The sequence below is a fragment of the Telluria sp. ZB4P34 genome (assembly GCF_059686055.1).
Map to the genome: position 1 here is coordinate 327,867 of NZ_JCASIF010000001.1, position 18,289 is coordinate 346,155.

General features: G+C 66.2%; 15 protein-coding genes. 1 reads left to right on the forward strand and 14 read right to left on the reverse strand.

The features are described 5' to 3' along the window. Positions 1 to 18 precede the first annotated feature (18 nt). The 7 genes from AC56KL_RS01405 to AC56KL_RS01435 form a co-directional block, all read right to left on the reverse strand. Positions 19 to 2,235 carry an ATP-binding protein gene (locus AC56KL_RS01405; protein WP_497178369.1) on the reverse strand — a complete coding sequence of 739 codons (2,217 nt, stop codon included), beginning with the start codon at positions 2,233 to 2,235 and terminating at the stop codon, positions 19 to 21. A gap of 135 nt (positions 2,236 to 2,370) precedes the next feature. Continuing rightward, a complete protein-coding gene (locus tag AC56KL_RS01410; protein WP_497178370.1) occupies positions 2,371 to 2,607 on the reverse strand; it encodes a hypothetical protein in 237 nt (78 codons plus the stop codon). Between the two features lie 171 nt (positions 2,608 to 2,778). Then, positions 2,779 to 4,032: a hypothetical protein gene (locus AC56KL_RS01415; protein WP_497178371.1), complete on the reverse strand. Its 1,254-nt coding sequence runs from the start codon at positions 4,030 to 4,032 to the stop codon at positions 2,779 to 2,781. 263 nt (positions 4,033 to 4,295) lie between these two features. Next, positions 4,296 to 4,571 (reverse strand): hypothetical protein, encoded by a 276-nt coding sequence (locus tag AC56KL_RS01420; protein WP_497178372.1) that lies wholly within the window; start codon positions 4,569 to 4,571, stop codon positions 4,296 to 4,298. A gap of 249 nt (positions 4,572 to 4,820) precedes the next feature. Next, on the reverse strand, positions 4,821 to 5,444 hold the full coding sequence (gene phaP / locus AC56KL_RS01425) for a TIGR01841 family phasin (RefSeq protein WP_497178373.1): 624 nt from the start codon (positions 5,442 to 5,444) through the stop codon (positions 4,821 to 4,823). 309 nt (positions 5,445 to 5,753) lie between these two features. Next, positions 5,754 to 6,080 carry a hypothetical protein gene (locus AC56KL_RS01430; protein WP_497178374.1) on the reverse strand — a complete coding sequence of 109 codons (327 nt, stop codon included), beginning with the start codon at positions 6,078 to 6,080 and terminating at the stop codon, positions 5,754 to 5,756. 237 nt (positions 6,081 to 6,317) lie between these two features. Beyond that, a complete protein-coding gene (locus tag AC56KL_RS01435) occupies positions 6,318 to 8,423 on the reverse strand; it encodes a putative bifunctional diguanylate cyclase/phosphodiesterase (RefSeq protein WP_497178375.1) in 2,106 nt (701 codons plus the stop codon). Between the two features lie 484 nt (positions 8,424 to 8,907). Here AC56KL_RS01435 and AC56KL_RS01440 point away from each other — a divergent pair, with 484 nt between their 5' ends. Next, on the forward strand, positions 8,908 to 10,143 hold the full coding sequence (locus AC56KL_RS01440; RefSeq protein ID WP_497178376.1) for a hypothetical protein: 1,236 nt from the start codon (positions 8,908 to 8,910) through the stop codon (positions 10,141 to 10,143). Positions 10,144 to 10,436: 293 nt separating this feature from the next. Here AC56KL_RS01440 and AC56KL_RS01445 read toward each other — a convergent pair whose 3' ends face one another. The 7 genes from AC56KL_RS01445 to AC56KL_RS01475 all read right to left on the reverse strand — a co-directional run bounded on the left by AC56KL_RS01445 (position 10,437) and on the right by AC56KL_RS01475 (position 18,085). Then, positions 10,437 to 11,462, reverse strand: a complete 1,026-nt coding sequence (locus AC56KL_RS01445; RefSeq protein WP_497178377.1) for a glycoside hydrolase family 43 protein — start codon at positions 11,460 to 11,462, stop codon at positions 10,437 to 10,439. 95 nt (positions 11,463 to 11,557) lie between these two features. Beyond that, positions 11,558 to 12,499: a LysR family transcriptional regulator gene (locus AC56KL_RS01450; RefSeq protein ID WP_497178378.1), complete on the reverse strand. Its 942-nt coding sequence runs from the start codon at positions 12,497 to 12,499 to the stop codon at positions 11,558 to 11,560. Positions 12,500 to 12,567: 68 nt separating this feature from the next. Then, complete coding sequence (locus tag AC56KL_RS01455) at positions 12,568 to 13,527, reverse strand: glycoside hydrolase family 43 protein (protein WP_497178379.1); 960 nt, start codon at positions 13,525 to 13,527, stop codon at positions 12,568 to 12,570. A gap of 29 nt (positions 13,528 to 13,556) precedes the next feature. Next, positions 13,557 to 14,534: a galactofuranose ABC transporter, permease protein YjfF gene (gene yjfF / locus AC56KL_RS01460; RefSeq protein WP_497178380.1), complete on the reverse strand. Its 978-nt coding sequence runs from the start codon at positions 14,532 to 14,534 to the stop codon at positions 13,557 to 13,559. Beyond that, on the reverse strand, positions 14,531 to 15,589 hold the full coding sequence (locus AC56KL_RS01465; RefSeq protein WP_497178943.1) for an ABC transporter permease: 1,059 nt from the start codon (positions 15,587 to 15,589) through the stop codon (positions 14,531 to 14,533). The genes yjfF and AC56KL_RS01465 overlap by 4 nt, the downstream gene beginning before the upstream one ends. A gap of 2 nt (positions 15,590 to 15,591) precedes the next feature. Further along, positions 15,592 to 17,115: a sugar ABC transporter ATP-binding protein gene (locus AC56KL_RS01470; protein ID WP_497178381.1), complete on the reverse strand. Its 1,524-nt coding sequence runs from the start codon at positions 17,113 to 17,115 to the stop codon at positions 15,592 to 15,594. A gap of 7 nt (positions 17,116 to 17,122) precedes the next feature. Beyond that, on the reverse strand, positions 17,123 to 18,085 hold the full coding sequence (locus AC56KL_RS01475; RefSeq protein ID WP_497178382.1) for an ABC transporter substrate-binding protein: 963 nt from the start codon (positions 18,083 to 18,085) through the stop codon (positions 17,123 to 17,125). Between the last annotated feature and the right edge of the window lie 204 nt (positions 18,086 to 18,289).

An 18,289-nucleotide genomic window follows, 5' to 3' on the forward strand; every position in this document is an offset into this window, starting at 1 on the left:
TTGCGGCGTCGGCCGGAACTAGCCTGCGCCGGCGGGCCGGGAAAGCGCCGCGATGGCCGCGATCAGCTGCTCGACCGGCACTGGCTTGGTCAGGTGCCGGTCGAAGCCGGCAGCCAGCGCCTTTTCCTGGTCCATGGCCTGGCCGTACCCGGTGACTGCGATCAGCTTCAGGCCGGCGGTGGCGGGCGCCTGCCGGAGCCGTTCGGCCACCTCGTATCCGGACATGCCCGGCAGGTCGATGTCGACCAGGACGAACTCGGGCCGGAGGGCGGATGCGGCCGCGATGCCGGTCTCGCCGTCCTCCGCCGCGTGAACCGAGAAGCCGTGTTCGGAAAGCATCATGCTCGTCATTTCCCGCACGTCGCGGTTGTCCTCGATGACCAGCACGCTGGCGCTGAAGGCAGCTTGCGCCCCGTGCCGTGGCAAGGGGGCCATGGCCGGCGTGGCCTGGGGAAAACGCAGGGTGAAGGTGCTGCCGCAGCCGAGGCCGGGACTTGCCGCGCCCAGGGTTGCGCCATGCTGTTTCGCCAGCGAGTCGACGACCGCGAGACCGATGCCGAGGCCACCCTTGGCCCGGTTGACGACCTGGCCTTGCACGAACACATCGAAGGCCTTGTCGAGCAGTTCGGGCGACAGGCCGATCCCGTCGTCCGTCACCTCCAGCACGGCCTCGCTCCCCTGCGTATGCACCGTGAGCGAGATCGTGCCGCCCTCGGGCGTGTATTTCAGTGCATTGTCGACCAGGTTGCAGACCATCTGCTCCAGGCGGGTCGGGTCCGCGTGGATCGGCGCTGGAGACAAGCTGGTGCGAATCCGGTGCGTCCGGGTGGCGCCGCGCGCCTCGAACGATGCCAGGCAGGCCTCGACCGCCGAGCCCAGGTCGACCGGCGTCAAGGCCAGCTTGATCTTGCCGTTCAGGATGCGGTGGGCATCCAGTAGTTCGTCGACCAGGTGGGTAAGGTGCTGGGTCTGGCGCTGGATGATCGCCTTGACCTTGGCCAGGCGCTCGCCGTCGGCGCCCGGCATGCCGAGCACCGTGACGCCGGAGGCGATGGCGGCGAGCGGATTGCGCAATTCGTGCCCGAGCATGGCGAGGAATTCGTCCTTTGCCCGGTTCTGCTCTTCCGCGATCCTCTGGGCTTGCTCGGCGTGGACCCGGGCTTCCCTGGCCTCCTGCAGGCTTTGCTGCCTGGTGGCTTCCCCCGCGACCAGCATTTGTCCTGCGCGGTGCAGGGCCATCTGCAAGCGGTTCATCTCGTCGACGCGCAGGTCGAGGACGGGAGGAACCCGGTACTCCGGCAAGGCCTCGGCCGCGGCCGAGGCCTGGTCGATGGCGCCGACCAGCCTACGACTGAACAGCAAGGCGCCGCCGACGGCGAGCAGGATGGCGATGATGAAGCCGGCCGCGGTGAGGGCCACCGATTGCACGGCGATGCGTTCGATTTCCGCGACCGGCACGCCGACGCCGACCGACCATCCGGTGATCTCCGAGCGTTCCCATGCGCCGTACATCTCGATGCCGTCACGGGTGTAGGCGCGCGACAGCCCCTCGAAACCGGCCAGGATGGTGGCCAGCCGTTCCGCGCGCGGCGGCTTGCCGACGAATTTCTCCGGGTTGATATTGCGGGCGATCGTGATGCCCTGCCTGTCGAATACGGAAATCAGCCAGGACGCCGGGATATCCCTGGCAGGCAGGAGCGTGTTGAGATGCCGGGAATACATCCATTCGTTGACGACGAAACGCCGCCCGTCCCGGATGGTGACCGGATACTCGACGCTGACGACGAATTGCCCGGTCGCACTGCCTTTGATGAGGTCGCTGTATACGGGCTGGCCGCCGGCGATCACCTTGCGTACGCGCGCCCGGGTTGCGGCGCCCGGCGCGGGAATGCGCGCGCCGTAGGGGCGCACGGTATTGAACACCTGCTGTCCGGATTCGTCGATGAGGGTAGCGCCGATCGCGCGGTTCCGGTTAGCCGCTTTCGCCTGTTCGTAGAAGCTCTCGAAATTGCCTTCATCCAGGGTACGCGAGGTGCTCAAGGCCTGCGCGGTGGCCATGGCGAATGTCACTTCGCGGTCCATGACGTTGACCGAGGCGCGCGCCAGCTCCTGCATGCTGCGCAGCGCCGCCTTGCGTTCGGCCGTGAGCAGGACGTTGAGAACCACTGCCGAAAACAGCACGGTCGGCACCAGGATGGCGGCGACCAGCAAGGCAATATGCGATCTGACCTTCATGACTTCCTGCTCAACATGGGATGGACGATGAATACAACCCACTATTATTGCAGAGTATTAACAATCCGCGTGCACGCATGCGCACCGGCCAGACAACGCAGGCCGGTCCCTGGCGCAAGATGCGCAGACGCCGGATCAGAACGTCCCGAGCGCGTTGATGAACCAGCCCCGGCTGCGGAAGGACAGGTCGGTCAGGTCATCCGAGAAGTCGGTGAAGTTGTAGCCGACACCGATCTTCGCATGCTTGCCCACCTGGCGGTACACACCCAGCAAGGCGCCGCTGCGGGCGTCGCGCGCCTCGCGCACGTCCAGCCGGCGCAGCTCGAACAGGCCGCTCCACTCGCGCACGAAACGCAGGTCGGCGCGCAGCACCGCCAGCCTTGCGCGGCTGTCGTACCACGGACCTGCGTCGCGTTAGGAGTGCGCGGCGATCGCTTCCGCTGTTGCGCGCGCGGCAATCGCCGCGCGGCCCTTGCATGCAGATCACCGGCGGTGCCGGCGATCTGCACCCGGAGGCGGCCGGGCATCGACTGCAGGAAGGGCCTAGAAATTCAGCATGACGCTGCGCGGGCAGTGGTCGCTGGTTTCGATGCGTTGGTCGGGCGCCTGCACGACGGCCGTCTTCCACGAGCCGAGGGTGGCCGGCTGGCGCGCCGCCAGCGGACCGCTCAGCACGATGTGATCCAGCCCGGAGAAGCCCTTGCAGCCGGTCGCGGGCCCGGTCAGCGGCACCTGTCGCAGCTTGCGAGCGCCGTTGTCGTCCAGCTCCTGCCACAGGTAGCGCGTGGCCACCCTGCCCTCGCTGTCCTGGGCCGGCACGCCGCTCGAGCCGCTGCCATCCAGGCGCACCTGCTGCGCGGGGATGTTGGCGGCGGCCTCCTCGTCGATGCGGCGGTTGAAGTCGCCCAACAGCACGAAGTCGGGGCTCTGCTTCGCCATCGTGTCGATCCAGCGCTCCAGCGGAGCCACCTGGCGGTTCAGCACCTTGCAGGCCGGCGCCTGGTCGTCGAGCAGGCGCGCCTGGTAGATCGGGGTCGGCACGATGTTGGCGCAGCCGGACTTCAGGTGCACATTCAGGAAGCTGATGGGACGTCCCTGCACCGTGAGTTGCAGCGCCAGGCCCGGCCGCACCTTGCGTGCCTCCGGATCGAGGGGATTGTCGACTACCGCCAGGCCCGTGTCCACGTTGCAGCGGGCGTCGGCGCCCAGGCTGCGGTCCCAGGCGAAGGCCAGGGTCTGGAAGCCTTCGTGCGGCGCGTCGCACACGCCGAAGCGCTCGGCATGTCGCCCGAGCACCTGCTTGATCACCTCGGCCGAGCGCACCTCCTGGAACGCGATGACGCGCACACCCTCGCTCTCGATCAGCCTGGCGACCGTGGCCCGCAGGCCGGCCAGCTTGGCTGCATAGTCGGCGCTGGTCAACTCCACCGGGGCGCCGCGGCCCTGGTAGGCGTTACACGGCGCCATCGTGGCGGTCTGCGCCGGACCTCCCGCCAGGCGCTGGGTGTCGGCGACGCATTGGCGCGCGACCCGGATGGCCTCTTCCGTAATGGACGCCTGTCCCGGCGTGCGGCGCGGGCGCGTGTCGCACCAGGACACGGTCTTGCAGACGGCGTTCTGGCGGTCGAAATCCTGCTGCGAACCGGCCCAGGCCATGTTGAAGGAGGCAACGCCGATCTGCGCCGGCGCCGGCGCAGCAGGAGCGGCCGGCGCAAGCGCCGGATTGGCGGCGTGGACCGCGGGCGCGGCAAGCAGGGCGGCCAGGAAGGCCAGGCGGGTCGGGCGGACGGTAGGCATCGGATTGTTCATCGAGGAGTAGTGAAGGGTTGGAATTATCGATACGGCAAGGAATCGATTATCGCGGAGTTCGGCGTTCGCGGCAATGGATGTGGACAGCACACAGCGCGCCCCGGGCGAGCGCCTTCGGGACGGGCTTGCCGGCAAGCCGGCGTCCGGCATGCTGTTTATGGAACCCGGGTCGCAGCGCCGCTAGCGCATCTGCCGCCGCATTGGGCGGATCGACCCTGGCCTGCTGCGCATGCCCGCTATAGCGTCCGGCTTCAGGAATCGGGATGGGGATCGGCGCTGTCCAGGTCTTTCCCGCCGTCCAGGACAACCGCAGCCCGCTCCATGCCCATGCTGTCCGACAGCGACCGGCGATCTTCCTCGTCGACTTCCGGCGGATCGAGCATGTCGGCGAGCATCGCCTGCAGCTCCGGGGTGTCCCAGGGCAGGCCAAGGCGCTCCCTGGCATGGATGTAATGCCTGACCTCGCTGTCCTGCTCCGGGCTCAGGGGCAGGCCGCGATACGTGTTCGCAGGTTCGGGCGTGATCATGATACCTCCTCGGATGTGGCGACCGGCATTCCGAGCCTACGCGCATTGCCGCTTCGAGAGCGCACCGTAGGGCGCTGATGAAGCGGGCGTTCACCGTCCTCGTCGCATCGGTCCGTGAGCCGGCTGGGGGAATGCGCCGCCCATGGATGGCGTGCCCGATGCTGTCCCTGGAACGACAACGGCGGCGCGACCGCAAGGTCGGCGCCGCCGCAAGGCCCGGCCCGCAAGCCGGGAACCCGTTTGCGATCCTCAGCGGGTCGGCGAGGCGCCTTTGTTGACGGCATGGCCGTTGCCGCCTTGCAGGTTACCGGCGCCGCCCGGCTGGCGGGGCTGGCCATCGGGCTTGGCGCCCGCGCCGTCGGCGCCGCGCTGCAGGTTACCTGCGAACTGTGCGCCAGCCATGGCGGCGCGTTCAGCCTCATTCCTGACGGCGTCGCGCGCGTTCTTCATGGATTCTTCCTGCTGGCGCAAGCTCCTGTCGGTCTCTTCGACCGAGACCCGTGCGACCTCGTCGACCAGCGCCTGGGCGGTACGGCAGGTTTCCTGTACATGCTGCTCGGCGACGCGGCTCAGGTCGACCTGGGTAGTGGCGGCGAGCTGCGACAGCTGCTGCTGGTAGGAGCGCAGCTTGTCGGTGGCAGGCTGGGCGCGCGAAGCGGCCTCCGACAGCGCGTCGCCTGGACGCCCGGTGCTCAGCATGCGCTGGACGGTGCTGGTCGTCTCTTCCAGCAGGGTCTGGCCCAGCTGCATATTCAGCTGGAAGACCTGCTGCAAGGACTGCGAGATGGCTTGCGACAGCCCGTTCAGCAATGCAGTCTGTGCGTCGAGATGCGAACGCAGGGCGGGAGTGACGGAGTGGGGGTATGGATACATGGAAGTCCTTTCAAGGATGCGAATGATGTGGGTATGCGAGTGCCGGACGCGATGTGTCGAGTGTGTGGACATGTCTGGCGGGAATGGCAGCGGCGGATGCCGGCTGGGAGGGGCGATCACTGGAGATCGCGCTTGACCTGCACACTATGCGCTCTTTTTCGCGTGCGTGCGGTCGATCCGCAGATCTTTTTTTGTGGAATAGCGTGTGGAAATGGAATGCTTCCGAAAGGCTCGCCCTTGCCTGCCTGGAATCCGTCCCGTCATGCGGGAACGCCAGCGGCGACCCGTGCAACAGTCCGCCGGGCAGGTTCAGCGGCGAGTATGACGCTGGTAGTCGGCCATGGCAGATTCGATCAGCATCCTGGCGGACTGCGATCTCCAGTGCCGCAAGACATACAATTCGCCCTCCTCCGCCATCCTGGCTGCTCCCGGGGCCTTTTTCCCATCGAGCAAGGCGAGACCCGTAAGACCGGGTGCGGGCGCTTCCCACTGCTCCCAACGGGTTCTGAGGCGCTCGAGAACGGCGGCGATCTCGTCCCGCTTGACGCCGCGCTGCGCCAGATAGGGGACGATTTCTTGCGCAATCGCTCCCCATTGGACAAATACCTTGGCCGGGAACTCCAGGACTGTTTGCATCGCTTGCTCCGGTAATCGAAGTGGACTGGCGGTCCCGCGATCCGTGCCAATGACGGAAGCGGCCGGGATCGGCACAAAAACGGATCGGCTTGTTCCAGCGCAGATGAACAGTGGCGGCGGGCCGAACTCATGTCACTATGCGCCTCACCGGCTGCATCCGGGAGAAAAAAGTGTAAGTGATTCGTTCGATGTGCACGTGAAATCGCCCACGCTTCCATCAACGCTGCCGCCTGGCCATCATGCATCCGCCCGCAGCATTGCCTGCATGCGGTCGGCGTCGACAGGCCTGGAAAAAAAATAGCCCTGACCCTCGGCGCAGCCATGGGATTTGAGGAAGGCGAGCTGCGCCGCGTTCTCGATGCCTTCCGCGATCACACGCTGGTGCAGGCTCCGTCCCATGCCGATTACGGCGCTCACGAAGGCGCCGTTGCCGCCCGTATTGCCATCGATCGCCCGCACGAAGGACTGGTCGATCTTGAGCACGTCGATCGGGAACTCGTTCAGGTAGCTCAGGCTCGAGTACCCGGTGCCGAAGTCATCCACGGCAATCTGCACGCCCATCGCCTTGAACTTCGCCAGCAGGCAGGCACTGGCTGCAACATCGCGCATCAGGACGCTTTCAGTCAGCTCGAGCTGCAGGCAGGCCGGGTCGACGCCGGTCGCCTCGAAGATGGCAAGCGCCTGGTCGAAGAAGTCGCGGTGGCGAAATTCCATGGCAGACACGTTGACCGCGATCGACACCGGCGTCACTCCGCTGTCGCGCCAGCGCATCGCTTGCGCGCAGGCTTCGCGCAATACCCACCGTCCGAGGGGAATGAGCAGGCCGCATTCTTCGGCAATGTGGATGAAGCGTTCGGGCAGGACCATGCCCCATTCAGGGTGTTCCCAGCGCAGCAGGGCTTCCGCGCCGGTGATCGCCCCGCTTGCCAGGTCCAGCTTGGGCTGGTAATGCAGGACGAACTCGGCACGTTCTAGCGCAAGGCGCAGACTGCTCTCGATGAGTTGGCGCTCGACGGCGCGTGCATTCATGTCGTGGCGAAAGAACTGATAGCCGTTACGTCCGCGCTCCTTGGCGTGGTACATCGCGGTATCGGCACTCTTGATCAGGGCGGCGGCATCCAGGCCGTCGAGCGGAAACACGCTGATGCCGATACTCGTGGAGGTATGCAGCTGGTGCCCGTCGATCGCGAACGGCGTCGACATGGCGATCAGGATCTTCTCGGCCGCCAGCGCCGCATCCTGCGCGCGCCGTTCATCGGCCAGCAGGACCACGAACTCGTCGCCGCCGTGGCGGCTGACCGTGTCGGACATGCGCACGCACTCGAGCAGGCGCGCGGCGACGGCTTGCAGCAGGTGGTCGCCGACCGCGTGGCCGAGGGAGTCGTTGATGTGCTTGAACTTGTCGAGGTCCAGGAACAGCAGTGCCGGACAGGTGGCACTGCGTCGTGCCGACGCGATGGCCTGGCCGATGCGGTCGTTCAGGAGGACACGGTTGGGCAAATTGGTCAGGAAGTCGTGCTGGGCCAGGTGTTTCATCTTCGTGGTCAGCGCGACCGCATCGGAGATGTCCCTGAATACCATGACGGCGCCCACGAGCTCTCCATTCCAGTCGAAGATGGGCGCCGCCGAATCTTCGATCCTCCTGGGAGCGCCATGCCGGTCCAGCAGGATGACTTCGCCGGGCAGGTCCTTGGCCTGGCCCGCGCGCAGCACCGCTTCCAGGGGATTGGCGACCGGACCGGCGCCATCGGCGTCGACCAGCACCAGCACTTCCGCGATCGGCCGGCCCCTGGCCTCGTCGCGTGACCAACCGGACATCATCTCGGCGGCGAGGTTCAGGTAGTCGACGCGGCCATGCAGGTCGACCGAGATGACGGCGTCGCCGATCGAATTGAGCGTGATCTGTGCGCGCGCCTGCACGGCATACAGCTTCTGCTCGGCCTTCATGCGCTCGATTACGTTGCGCAAGGACTGCGGCACCAGGTTATTGTCGAAGTAGCCCTTCGATAGCCAGCCCTGGGCGCCGCGCTGGACCGCCTCCCTGCCATCCTGCTCGTCCTCGGGCGCACACAGCGTCATGATCGGGGTATGGCGCGCCGCCGTATGGACCTCGTCGAAGCACGCCAGGCCCTGGCTGTCGGGCAAGTGCAGGTCGAGCAGGATCGCATCGATCCGGCCCTGTGCGAGGCGCTGCAGGCCGCTTGCAAGCGATGTGGCGTCCTCGACGGCGAAGGGGCCGTCGGAGGCGTTGCCCAGGGCTTGGCGCAGGGTCCGGACATCGTCCGCGTCGGGCGAGATGATGAGGATCCGGTTGGCCACGCTGCCTCCGAGATCAGCCGCCAAGTGCCACATCCCGCAAACCGTCGTTCGAGACTGCGGCATGGCGCCTCATCTCGCCGGGTTCGATCAGCCCCATGGATGGCTCCCCTTCACCCCGTCGGGGTTAATACGGGACATGCTAGCACGACGGGCAGGCGTCGTCGCACGAATCGACCGCGCAGCGGTGCTCACCTGCCATGGACGCGGGCGGCCGGGCCAGGATAGCGTCAAGCCGGCGCCGCGCACGGTAATTCGCGGCCTGCCCGCACAAGCCCCCCACATCGGAGTACACTGGTAATCCGGCTGCGCATTCGTGCGGCAGTCCTGCCCTTCCAGCCGCCTCCTGTTGCAATACGTCGCAGATGCCTTCTGGCGGCCAGCAACAGCCCGCATGCAGCGGGCCGTACCACGCACGCACCGCGATCCCACCGGCAGCGTTCATGCGAGCACATCGGGCCTTCCCGAACTGCCGGCAATTGCATTCCACTCATGGCAACAGGAGGGCATCATGCGACACATGCTGAAAGCGGTCTTCGACGACCGCGGCAAGGCCCAGCAGGCGCTGGACGACTTGCTGGCTTCGGGATACCTGCGCGCGGATACGGGCCTGGTGACCGTATCCGACGTCCGCTCCGATCGTCCTGGCGAGGCGCCGGCGCCGCGCTGGCGGGAGCGCTCCGGCGCCTCGACCGCGCGCCTGCTCTCGCGCGTTCTCGGCCAGGCGGACCGCCGCCCGACGCCGACCGATATGCCTCCGGAGGTGGCCGACAGCTACGTCCTGACCCTGGCGACCGATTCCGCCCAGGACGCGGACCGCGCCGTTTCCCTGGTTTCCCGCTTCATGCAGGTCCCCGGCGGCGAGCCGGGCACCAGCATCTCGGGCGGCCCGGCGGGCGTCAGCTACGTCTCCCACCGGCGTACTGCCCAGCCGGGCGCGCTGCAGTTCACGACACGCGGCGCCAACCATTATTTCGGCACCCACGATGCGAACGACGCATTTACAATCGGCAATACCTTCCGCGAGCCGATGCCGCCGGGCGTCGATTGGCCCAGCCTGTCGCCCGGGGAGGATGCGCCGCAACGGGGCCATGCCGGCCTGTCCGGCGCTGCCGACCCGGCGGATGCGGCCTACCGGTTCGGCCGCGACATGCACGAGAACGCGCGCTACCGCAACCGCTCGTGGCATGAAGCGGATGCAGACTTCAAGGTGCTCTGGCAGGCACGCACGCCTGCGATGCCCGGCTGGGACCAGTCCGCGGAGGCAGTCCGCCTCGGGTGGGACAGCACGCATCCGGAGATCGATGATGACAGCTATCGGCGGAGCCGCTGGCACACAAGCTACGCCGGCAAGCCGGAGGAAGCCGGTGTCTCCCGCAGCGCCGGCGCCGGTCCGGCAGGCACACCGGCACGGAAGGCGCCGGGCGCACTCCCGCCCTGGGAAAACTTCATGGACGCCGTCAGGCATGGCTGGAGCAGGATACGGGTCGGCGATGATATGGACGAGGCCGACTACCGTCTCCACCATGCCCAAACCTATCCGGATACGAATTACGAGGATCTTGCGCCGGTCTACCGCTACGGCCATCACGTGCACAACAGGGCCATGTTCCAGGGCCGCAGCTGGGATGAGGCGGAAAGCGCCCTGAGGGCCGAATGGGAGCGCGGCCACCGGGAAGGCAAGCCCTCGACCTGGGACGAGATCAAGCCGGCCCTGCGGCGCGGCTGGGACCGGGAGGCAAGCTGACCGTGTATAGTGCACGCCCGGCACACATGAGAGAAACAATGGAATTGACGAACGAGCTCACATTCAATGGCGATGTGTATTGCTTTGAGGACCTCGAACGGCTTGTCGAAGCGCGTGCATGGATCTGTGCGCACGGCAGCGATACCACGCGCTTTCGACACGCCTTCCCCGATGCCAGGCCTGTGAGCACGCATCCATACGGCTCGGGCAGCCGACATGCCAATTGAACCGGCGGCCTTCGGCGGCTGGCATGCGCGCCGCAGCAACAGGGCAATGGCGGGCTTCCTTGCCGTTCAGCGCCCCTGCCGATCCGGCATCCGGTCCGCAACCGGCGCCCCGAAGTCCGGGGTCCCGTCCGCGCGCCAGGTAATCGGCTGCGCCCGCGTATGGCGGTTCGGGTCATGCAGGGGATCGCCCTCGATATCGCGATAGCCGCGCGCGTGGTACACCAGGATATCCCGCTTCCCGTCGGGCGTCGTGGTAAATGCATTGTGGCCAGGGCCGTACTGTCCGGTCGTCGCATCGCTCTGGAACACGGGCGCCGGGGACTTCGTCCACGCGCCCCGGTCGAGCAGGTTGGCGCCGACCGCCGCGGCCAGCATCCCCAGGCTGTAGTTGGCATCGGTCGCGCTCGCGGAGTAGGTCAGGAACACACGGCCGTTCTTGACGATGACGGCAGGAGCCTCGTTGACGTGCTGCCCCATCGTCTCCCATGGATACTCGGGCGTGGTCAGCATGGTCGCGGGGCCTGTGACCGACAAGGGCGTGTCCATGCGGGCGATGTACACGGCCGTCATATGCCGGTCGGCCGTGGGCGGGCGCTGCGTCCACGACAGGTAGCGCTTGCCGTCGACCGTGAAGGTGGTCGCGTCCAGGGCAAACGATTCCCAGCCTGTCTTCAGCTGCCCCCGTTCGACCCATGTCCCTTCCAGCGGGTTGCCGGATACGTTCTCGAGTACGTAGAGACGGATATCGAAGGGTGCGTCGGCGCGCCCGGCGGTGAAGTACAGGTACCACTTGCCGTCGATGTGATGCAGCTCCGGCGCCCAGATATTGCTGCTCATCGGCCCCTTGGCGTGCTTGCGCCAGACCACTTTGGCCTCGGCCTTGCCCAGGTCGTTCAGGTGGCGGGTGCGGCGCAGCTCGATCCGGTCGTACTCGGGAACGGTGGCCGTGTAATAGTAATAGCCGTCCGCGTGCAGGGTGACGTGCGGATCGGCGCGCTGCCGCACGAGCGGGTTGGCGAAGTCGGCGGCAGCCGTGGCGGGGAGGGCCAGGGCAAGCGCCAGGGCAAGGACAGACCGGAAAGCTCTCGTCATGTGCAGATCCGTGGGTGGCGTGGAACACGCATGATAGGGCGCGCGCACGACATCGATCCAATCACTTTTTTGTGGCGACCGATACCGGTTCCGCGTCAGTAGATCTCGGACGCCGCCAGCCTCACCTGCTTGAGCAGCAGCTCGGCGCCCGGCGACAGCAGGTGTTCCTGCTGGCGGATGATGCCGAAGGCGTCCATCGTGCAGGGCAGCTCGATGGGCAGGATGCGCATCACGTTCAGCGAGGCGTAGTACTGCGCCACCTCCAGCGGCATCACATGCAGCGAATCGGTCTGCTGCAGCAGCGTCGTGATGAGCAGCAGCGCCGTGGTGTCGACCACGTTGTCGGGCGGCTGCAGGCCGGCGCGCCGGAACATCATGTCGAAGCGGTGGCGCAGGATGCTGCCCGGCGGCGGCAGGATCCAGGGCCGGTCGACGATGTCTTCCAGGCGCAGGTCCTTGGCCGCCAGCAGTGCGTGGCCGGGACGGACCACGGCGCATGCCGGTTCCTCGGTCAGCTCCTCGTAGACCAGCCGGCTCGCCCCTTCCTTTTCCAGGATGCGGCCGATCATGAAGTCGAGCGTGCCGCGCTGCAGCTTGTCGAGCAGGACGTTGCTGGGCTCGAGGTGCACGCCGATCCGCAGCAGCGGCGCCTGCTCCTTGATGCGCGCGATCGCACGCGGCAGCAGCGCCATCGCGGGCGACATGATGACGCCCACTTCCACCTGCCCGGACAGGCCGGAGCGCAAGGCCACCAGGTCGTCGTGCGCCAGCGCCAGGCTGGTCAGGGCCATGCGCGCGTGGCGGATCATGGTCTCGCCGTAGATGGTCGGCTCCATCCCGCGCGGCAGGCGCTCGAACAGGCGCACGTCCAGCATCTCTTCCAGATCCTTGATCTGCTTGGACGCGGCCGGCTGTGTCATGTGGAGTTCCTCGGCCGCGCGGTGGATGTTGCGGTAGTCGTCCAGCGCGATCAAGAGCAGCAGCTGGCGCGTCTTGAGGCGCGCCTTCAAAAACCAGTTGGGGTTCGTTGTATCCATCGGAAAATAATATCAGTACCGATATCAGTCCGATAGGAAAAACTGCGAACCTGCTATCACTGTTGCTATCACTTGCAGCCCGGCGAGGGATTGGCTGCCGGCCCTTCGGCCGTTTGCACCACCGGCAGGATCTTCCCGTCTGGGGCGTAGCGCAGTTCCTCGACGGCCACCGAGCGGCGGTATTCGCCGCCGGTCGGCAGCTTGCCGTTGTGGTAGAAGATGTAGGACTTGCCGTTGAACTCGACGATGGCCTGGTGAATGGTGTTGACGTTGCTGTTCTTCTCCATGATCACCCCGCCCCATGACCACGGGCCGGTGGCCGTGGGGCCGCTCATCACCACGGTCTCTTCGGGGAATTTGCGCGAGTACGAGAGGTAATAGGTGCCCTTGTGCTTGTGCAGGTAGGCCGCCTCGACGAAGTTGTCCAGGCCGACGGTATGGATCGGGCCATCGAGCTCGATCATGTTGGGCTTGAGCTTCGCGTACTTCATGACCGTGTTGCCCCAGTACAGATAGGCCTGGCCGTCGTCGTCGATGAACACGGCCGGGTCGATGTCGTCCCAGGGGATGTCGGTTTCCTTCGTCATGTCGTTGGTGACGAGGGCGGTGCCGCGCGCGTCCACGAAAGGCCCGGTCGGGCTATCGGAGACGGCCACGCCGATCGCCTTGCTCTTGAGGGTGGCATGGTCCACCGTCGAATAGAAGTAGTACTTGCCGCCCCGCTTGACGATGTCCGAGGCCCAGGCGTCGCGGCCGGCCCACTTGAAGGTGCTGTAACGCAGCGGCGAACCGTGATCGGTCCATTTCTTCATGTCGCACGACGAGTACACGCGCCACTCGTTCATGATGTATTCCTTGCCGCCCACCGGCGCCTCGTCCTTGCCGACGTAGACATAGACGCGGCCCTTGTCGACCAGCGCCGCCGGGTCGGCCGTGAAGATGTCCTTCACGATCGGATTCGAGGCCAGGGCCAGGGGTGCAAGCAATGCGGCGGCCAGTCCGGCCACGCCTACGGACTTCATATTCATCACATCTCCTTATATTTTGCTTCTATTTATTAGCTTTGCTTCTGACGAAAGCCCATCAGGCGTTGGACCACGCAGAACACGAACAGCAGCGCCCCGATCACGATCTTGGTCCACCAGGAGCTGAGGGTGCCGTCGAAGGCGATCAGGGTCTGGATGGTGCCCAGCACCAGCACGCCCGACAGCGCGCCGAGGATGTAGCCATAGCCGCCGGTAAGCAGGGTGCCGCCGATGACCACCGCCGCGATGGCATCCAGCTCGGTGCCCTGCGCATGCAGGCCGTACCCGGACAGCATGTAGAACGAGAACAGCACGCCGCCCAGGGCCGCGCAGAAGCCGCTGAAGGCATACACTGCTACCTTGGTGCGGCCCACGTCCAGGCCCATCATCGCGGCCGAGCCCTCGTTGCCGCCGATGGCGTACACGGCGCGCCCGAACGACGAGTAATGCGCCATCCACACGGCCAGCAGCAGCATGCCGATTGCGATCAGCGCGCCGGGCGACAGGAAGCCGCCCAGCACGGGCAGCTGGGTCTGCGACATGGCGACGAACAGCGGGTCCTCGATGGTGATCGACTCGATGCTGATCAGGTAGCACAGGCCGCGCGCCAGGAACATGCCGGCCAGGGTCACGATGAAGGGCTGCAGGCGGAAGACGTGGATGATCGCGCCCATGCACCCGCCGAAGGCCGCGCCGCCGAGCAGCACGGCGGCGATCACCACCAGCGGCGGCCACCCTGCCACCTGCAGCAGCCAGGCCGCGACCATGGTCGACAGCGCCAGCACGGCGCCGACCGACAGGTCGATGCCGCCGGACAGGATCACGACGCCCATGCCGATGGCGAGCACCAGCAGGAACGCATTGTCGATCAGGAGGTTCAGCATCACCTGCAGCGACAGGAAGCCGTCGTAGGCCTGGCCGCCCGCCAGCAGCATGACCAGCAGCAGGACCACGGTGGCCGCCGAGGTGAACCAGGGCGCGGATGTCACCCCGTTGTTCAATGCGTTCATGCCGCCCTCCTCTTCCACAGGTTCTTGAACTGGTCGGACTGCGAAATGCAGACCAGGAAGACCACGACCGACTTGACGACCATGTTGACCTCGGGCGGCACGCCCAGCGAATAGATGGTGTAGGTGAGCGTCTGGATGATGAGCGCACCGATGATGCTGCCCATCAGCGAGAACTTGCCGCCCGCGAGCGAGGTGCCGCCCAGCGTCACCGCCAGGATGGCGTCCAGTTCCAGCATCAGCCCGGCGTTGTTGGCGTCCGCGCTCTTGACGTTGGAGCTGATCATCAGGCCCGCCATGCCGGCGCAGGCCGCACTGAACACATAGACGAAGACCACCAGGGCCGCGGTGCGGATGCCGGCCAGGCGCGCCGCGACAGGATTGATGCCTACCGCCTGGATGAACAGGCCGAGCGCCGTGTGACGCAGCAGCAGGCTGGTCACCGCGAACACCGCCACCACCACGAACAGCGCGAATGGCAGCCCGAACAGGTAGCCGCTGCCGAGGAAGAAGAAGGGCTGGTAATAGACGGTGACGATCTGGCCGTCGGTCAGCAGCTGGGCCAGGCCGCGTCCGGCCACCATCAGGATCAGGGTGGCGACGATAGGCTGCAGGCCCAGGCCCGCCACCAGCGCGCCGTTCCACAGGCCGCACAGCAGGGCCGCGCCCATGGCGGCCAGCAGGGCAAGCGCCATCGGCGTCTGCGCCACGTATTCGGGCACGCCGTTGTTGATCACCATGGTGCCGCCGATCAGCATCGAGGCCACCGTGCCCGACAGGGCCACCACCGCGCCCACCGAGATGTCGATGCCGCGCGTGGCGATGACGAGGGTCATGCCGATCGCCGCCAGCATCAGGGGCGCGGCGCGGTTGACGATGTCGACCAGGCTGCCGTACAGGTGGCCGTCCTTGATCTCGAGGTTGAAGAAGCCGGGGATCAGCAGGAAATCGATCAGGAGCAGCAGGCCGAGTGCCGCCAGGGGGCGGAACAGCGGATGCTGGAACAGCGAGGGCCGGGCCGGCTGCGCGGATTCGAGCAGCGTCTCCTTGACAGCCATGTTCATGCGCAGCCCTCCCCGGCGATCACGTGCAGCACCGAGCTCTCATCGAGCTCGCCGCGGCGGTATTCGCCGCAAGCCTTGCGGTCGCGCATGACGACGATGCGGTCGCTCACGCGCAGCACCTCGGGCAGTTCGGACGAGATGAACAGGATCGACATGCCCTTGCGGCACAGGGTGGTAACGTAATCCATGATTTCCTGCTTGGCGCGCACGTCGATGCCGCGCGTCGGTTCGTCGAGGATCATCAGCTTCGGCTCGGTGGCCAGCCAGCGCGCCAGCAGCACCTTCTGCTGGTTGCCGCCGGAAAGCGTGCCGATCGGCGTCTCGATACTCGCCGTCTTGATCCCCAGTTGTTTCACATAATGGGCGGCCAGCTCCTGCTGGCGCCGCATCGGGATGGCCCGCAACAAGCCCTGGCGCGCCTGCAGCGCCAGGATCAGGTTCTCGCGCACGGACAGGGCCAGGATCGCGCCCTCATGCTTGCGGTCTTCCGAGCAGAAGCCGATACCCTGTTGAATGGCATCGCGTGGCGTGGAGAACACGCGGCTGCGGCCATCGATCTCGATGGCGCCGCCATCGGCCTTGTCGGCGCCGAACAGCAGGCGCGCGGTTTCCGTGCGGCCGGAGCCGAGCAGGCCGGCCAGGCCGAGCAGCTCTCCCTTGCGGATCTCGAGGTCGACCGGGTTCAGCACGCCCTTGCGCGCCAGCGCCCTGGTGCGCAGGAAGGTGCCGGTGTGCGCGTCCGCTTCGGCAGGGGCGCCGCCGGTTTCTTCCTGCGCCTCGGCCGGCGCGCCGATCATCTTGTTGACCAGGGCCAGGCGCGACAGCTCGCTGCACAGGTATTCGCCTTCGCGCTCGCCGTTGCGCATCACGGTGATGCGGTCCGAGATCGCATAGGTCTGGTCGAGGAAGTGGGTGACGAACAGGATCGCCATGCCCTGCTCGCGCAGGCCGCGCAGCACCGAGAACAGCAGCTGGACTTCGTTCTCGTCCAGGCTCGAGGTGGGCTCGTCCAGGATCAGGACCTTGCTCGAGATGTTCAGTGCCCGTGCGATCGCCACCATCTGCTGGATGGCGAGCGGGTAATGAGAGAGCGGCTTGCCGACGTCGACGTCGATCTGCAGGCGCTTGAGCAGTTCAGCCGCCTGGCGGCGCATCCCCCGCCAGTCGATCATGCCCCAGCGGCGCGGATAGCGTCCGATGAAGATGTTCTCGGCGACCGACAGGTTCGGGCACAGGTTCACCTCCTGGTAGACCGTGCTGATGCCGAGTTCCTGCGCGTGCTGGGTGGAAGCGGGCGCGATCGCCTTCCCATCGAGATGGATGCTGCCGCGCTCGGGCTGGTAGACGCCGGTGAGGACCTTGATGAGGGTCGACTTGCCGGCGCCGTTCTGGCCCATCAGCGTGTGGACTTCGCCGGGGAACAGGCGCAGGCCCGCCTCCGTCAGCGCCTTCACGCCCGGGAATTGCTTGTGGATGCCGGCCACTTCCAGGACCGGCGCCACGGTGCTTGAAGCGAGCATGGCCGCCTCAGTATTTACGGTTCGGGAATTCCTTGGCCGCGACTTCGGCTGGGAACACACCTTCGTTCACGGTAATGCGCTTTGGCACCGGCTTGCCCGCCTTGACCATCTGGGCGGTCTGGATCAGCTGGGGCCCGAGCAACGGATTGCACTCGACCGTGACGTTGAGCTTGCCCTGCAACATGGCTTCGAATGCGCCGCGCACGCCGTCGATCGACACCACCAGGATGTCCTTGCCCGGCTTGAAGCCGGCTTCCTCGATGGCCTGAATCGCGCCGATCGCCATGTCGTCGTTGTGCGCGTACAGCACATTGATGTTCTTGCCCTCGGACTTCAGGAAGGCTTCCATCACCTCTTTCCCCTTGGCGCGGGTGAAGTCGCCGGTCTGGGAGCGGATGATCTTCAGCTTCGGGTTGTCCTTGATCACTTCCTGGAAGCCGGCCTTGCGGTCGATCGCCGGCGCCGAGCCGACGGTGCCCTGCAACTCGACGATGTTGTAGCTGCGGTTCGGGTTCTTCTTCTGGTGCTCGACGAGCCAGCGTGCGGCGCGGCGGCCTTCTTCCACGAAGTCGGAACCGATGAAGCTCACGTACAGCGAAGAATCGCTGACCTTGACGGCGCGGTCGGTCAGGATCACGGGGATCTTGGCGGCCTTGGCTTCGCGCAGCACGGTGTCCCAGCCCGATTCCACGACCGGCGAGAAGGCGATCACGTCGACGCGCTGGGCGATGAAGGAGCGGATCGCCTTGACCTGGTTTTCCTGGCGCTGCTGGGCGTCGGCGAACTTCAGGTTGACGCCGGCGGCCTTGGCGGCGCTCTTGATCGAGGCGGTGTTGGCGGTGCGCCATTCGCTTTCGGCGCCGACCTGGGAGAAGCCGATGGTGAGGGGTTTGGCGGCGTGGGCCGGCATCGCGATGGCGATGGCGCAGGCGGCGGCGCTACCCAGAAGGGTTCTGCGGGTGATGGTCATTACCTTGTCTCCGGTATTGTTGTGTCACAATCGTAAGACAAAGTCCGATGCTGCTCCAATCATATTTGTGTCCCAATAGATATCCGATTCGATATCACTGCCGGCGCTTGAGCTCAACAAGCCATGCGTGGCGCATGAAACGCATGAAATACCCGGGATGCGTGCTGGTCGAACCAGTAGCGAAGACTGTTGTTCGCGCGCAAC

What these genes read in the sequence shown, in the direction of transcription:
- AC56KL_RS01405 (WP_497178369.1), bottom strand. Translation starts at nt 2,235, where the DNA reads ATGAAGGTCAGATCGCATATTGCCTTGCTGGTCGCCGCCATCCTGGTG.
- AC56KL_RS01415 (WP_497178371.1), bottom strand. Translation starts at nt 4,032, where the DNA reads ATGCCTACCGTCCGCCCGACCCGCCTGGCCTTCCTGGCCGCCCTGCTT.
- AC56KL_RS01420 (WP_497178372.1), bottom strand. Translation starts at nt 4,571, where the DNA reads ATGATCACGCCCGAACCTGCGAACACGTATCGCGGCCTGCCCCTGAGC.
- phaP (WP_497178373.1), bottom strand. Translation starts at nt 5,444, where the DNA reads ATGTATCCATACCCCCACTCCGTCACTCCCGCCCTGCGTTCGCATCTC.
- AC56KL_RS01430 (WP_497178374.1), bottom strand. Translation starts at nt 6,080, where the DNA reads ATGCAAACAGTCCTGGAGTTCCCGGCCAAGGTATTTGTCCAATGGGGA.
- AC56KL_RS01440 (WP_497178376.1), top strand. Translation starts at nt 8,908, where the DNA reads ATGCGACACATGCTGAAAGCGGTCTTCGACGACCGCGGCAAGGCCCAG.
- AC56KL_RS01445 (WP_497178377.1), bottom strand. Translation starts at nt 11,462, where the DNA reads ATGACGAGAGCTTTCCGGTCTGTCCTTGCCCTGGCGCTTGCCCTGGCC.
- AC56KL_RS01450 (WP_497178378.1), bottom strand. Translation starts at nt 12,499, where the DNA reads ATGGATACAACGAACCCCAACTGGTTTTTGAAGGCGCGCCTCAAGACG.
- AC56KL_RS01455 (WP_497178379.1), bottom strand. Translation starts at nt 13,527, where the DNA reads ATGAATATGAAGTCCGTAGGCGTGGCCGGACTGGCCGCCGCATTGCTT.
- yjfF (WP_497178380.1), bottom strand. Translation starts at nt 14,534, where the DNA reads ATGAACGCATTGAACAACGGGGTGACATCCGCGCCCTGGTTCACCTCG.
- AC56KL_RS01465 (WP_497178943.1), bottom strand. Translation starts at nt 15,589, where the DNA reads ATGGCTGTCAAGGAGACGCTGCTCGAATCCGCGCAGCCGGCCCGGCCC.
- AC56KL_RS01470 (WP_497178381.1), bottom strand. Translation starts at nt 17,115, where the DNA reads ATGCTCGCTTCAAGCACCGTGGCGCCGGTCCTGGAAGTGGCCGGCATC.
- AC56KL_RS01475 (WP_497178382.1), bottom strand. Translation starts at nt 18,085, where the DNA reads ATGACCATCACCCGCAGAACCCTTCTGGGTAGCGCCGCCGCCTGCGCC.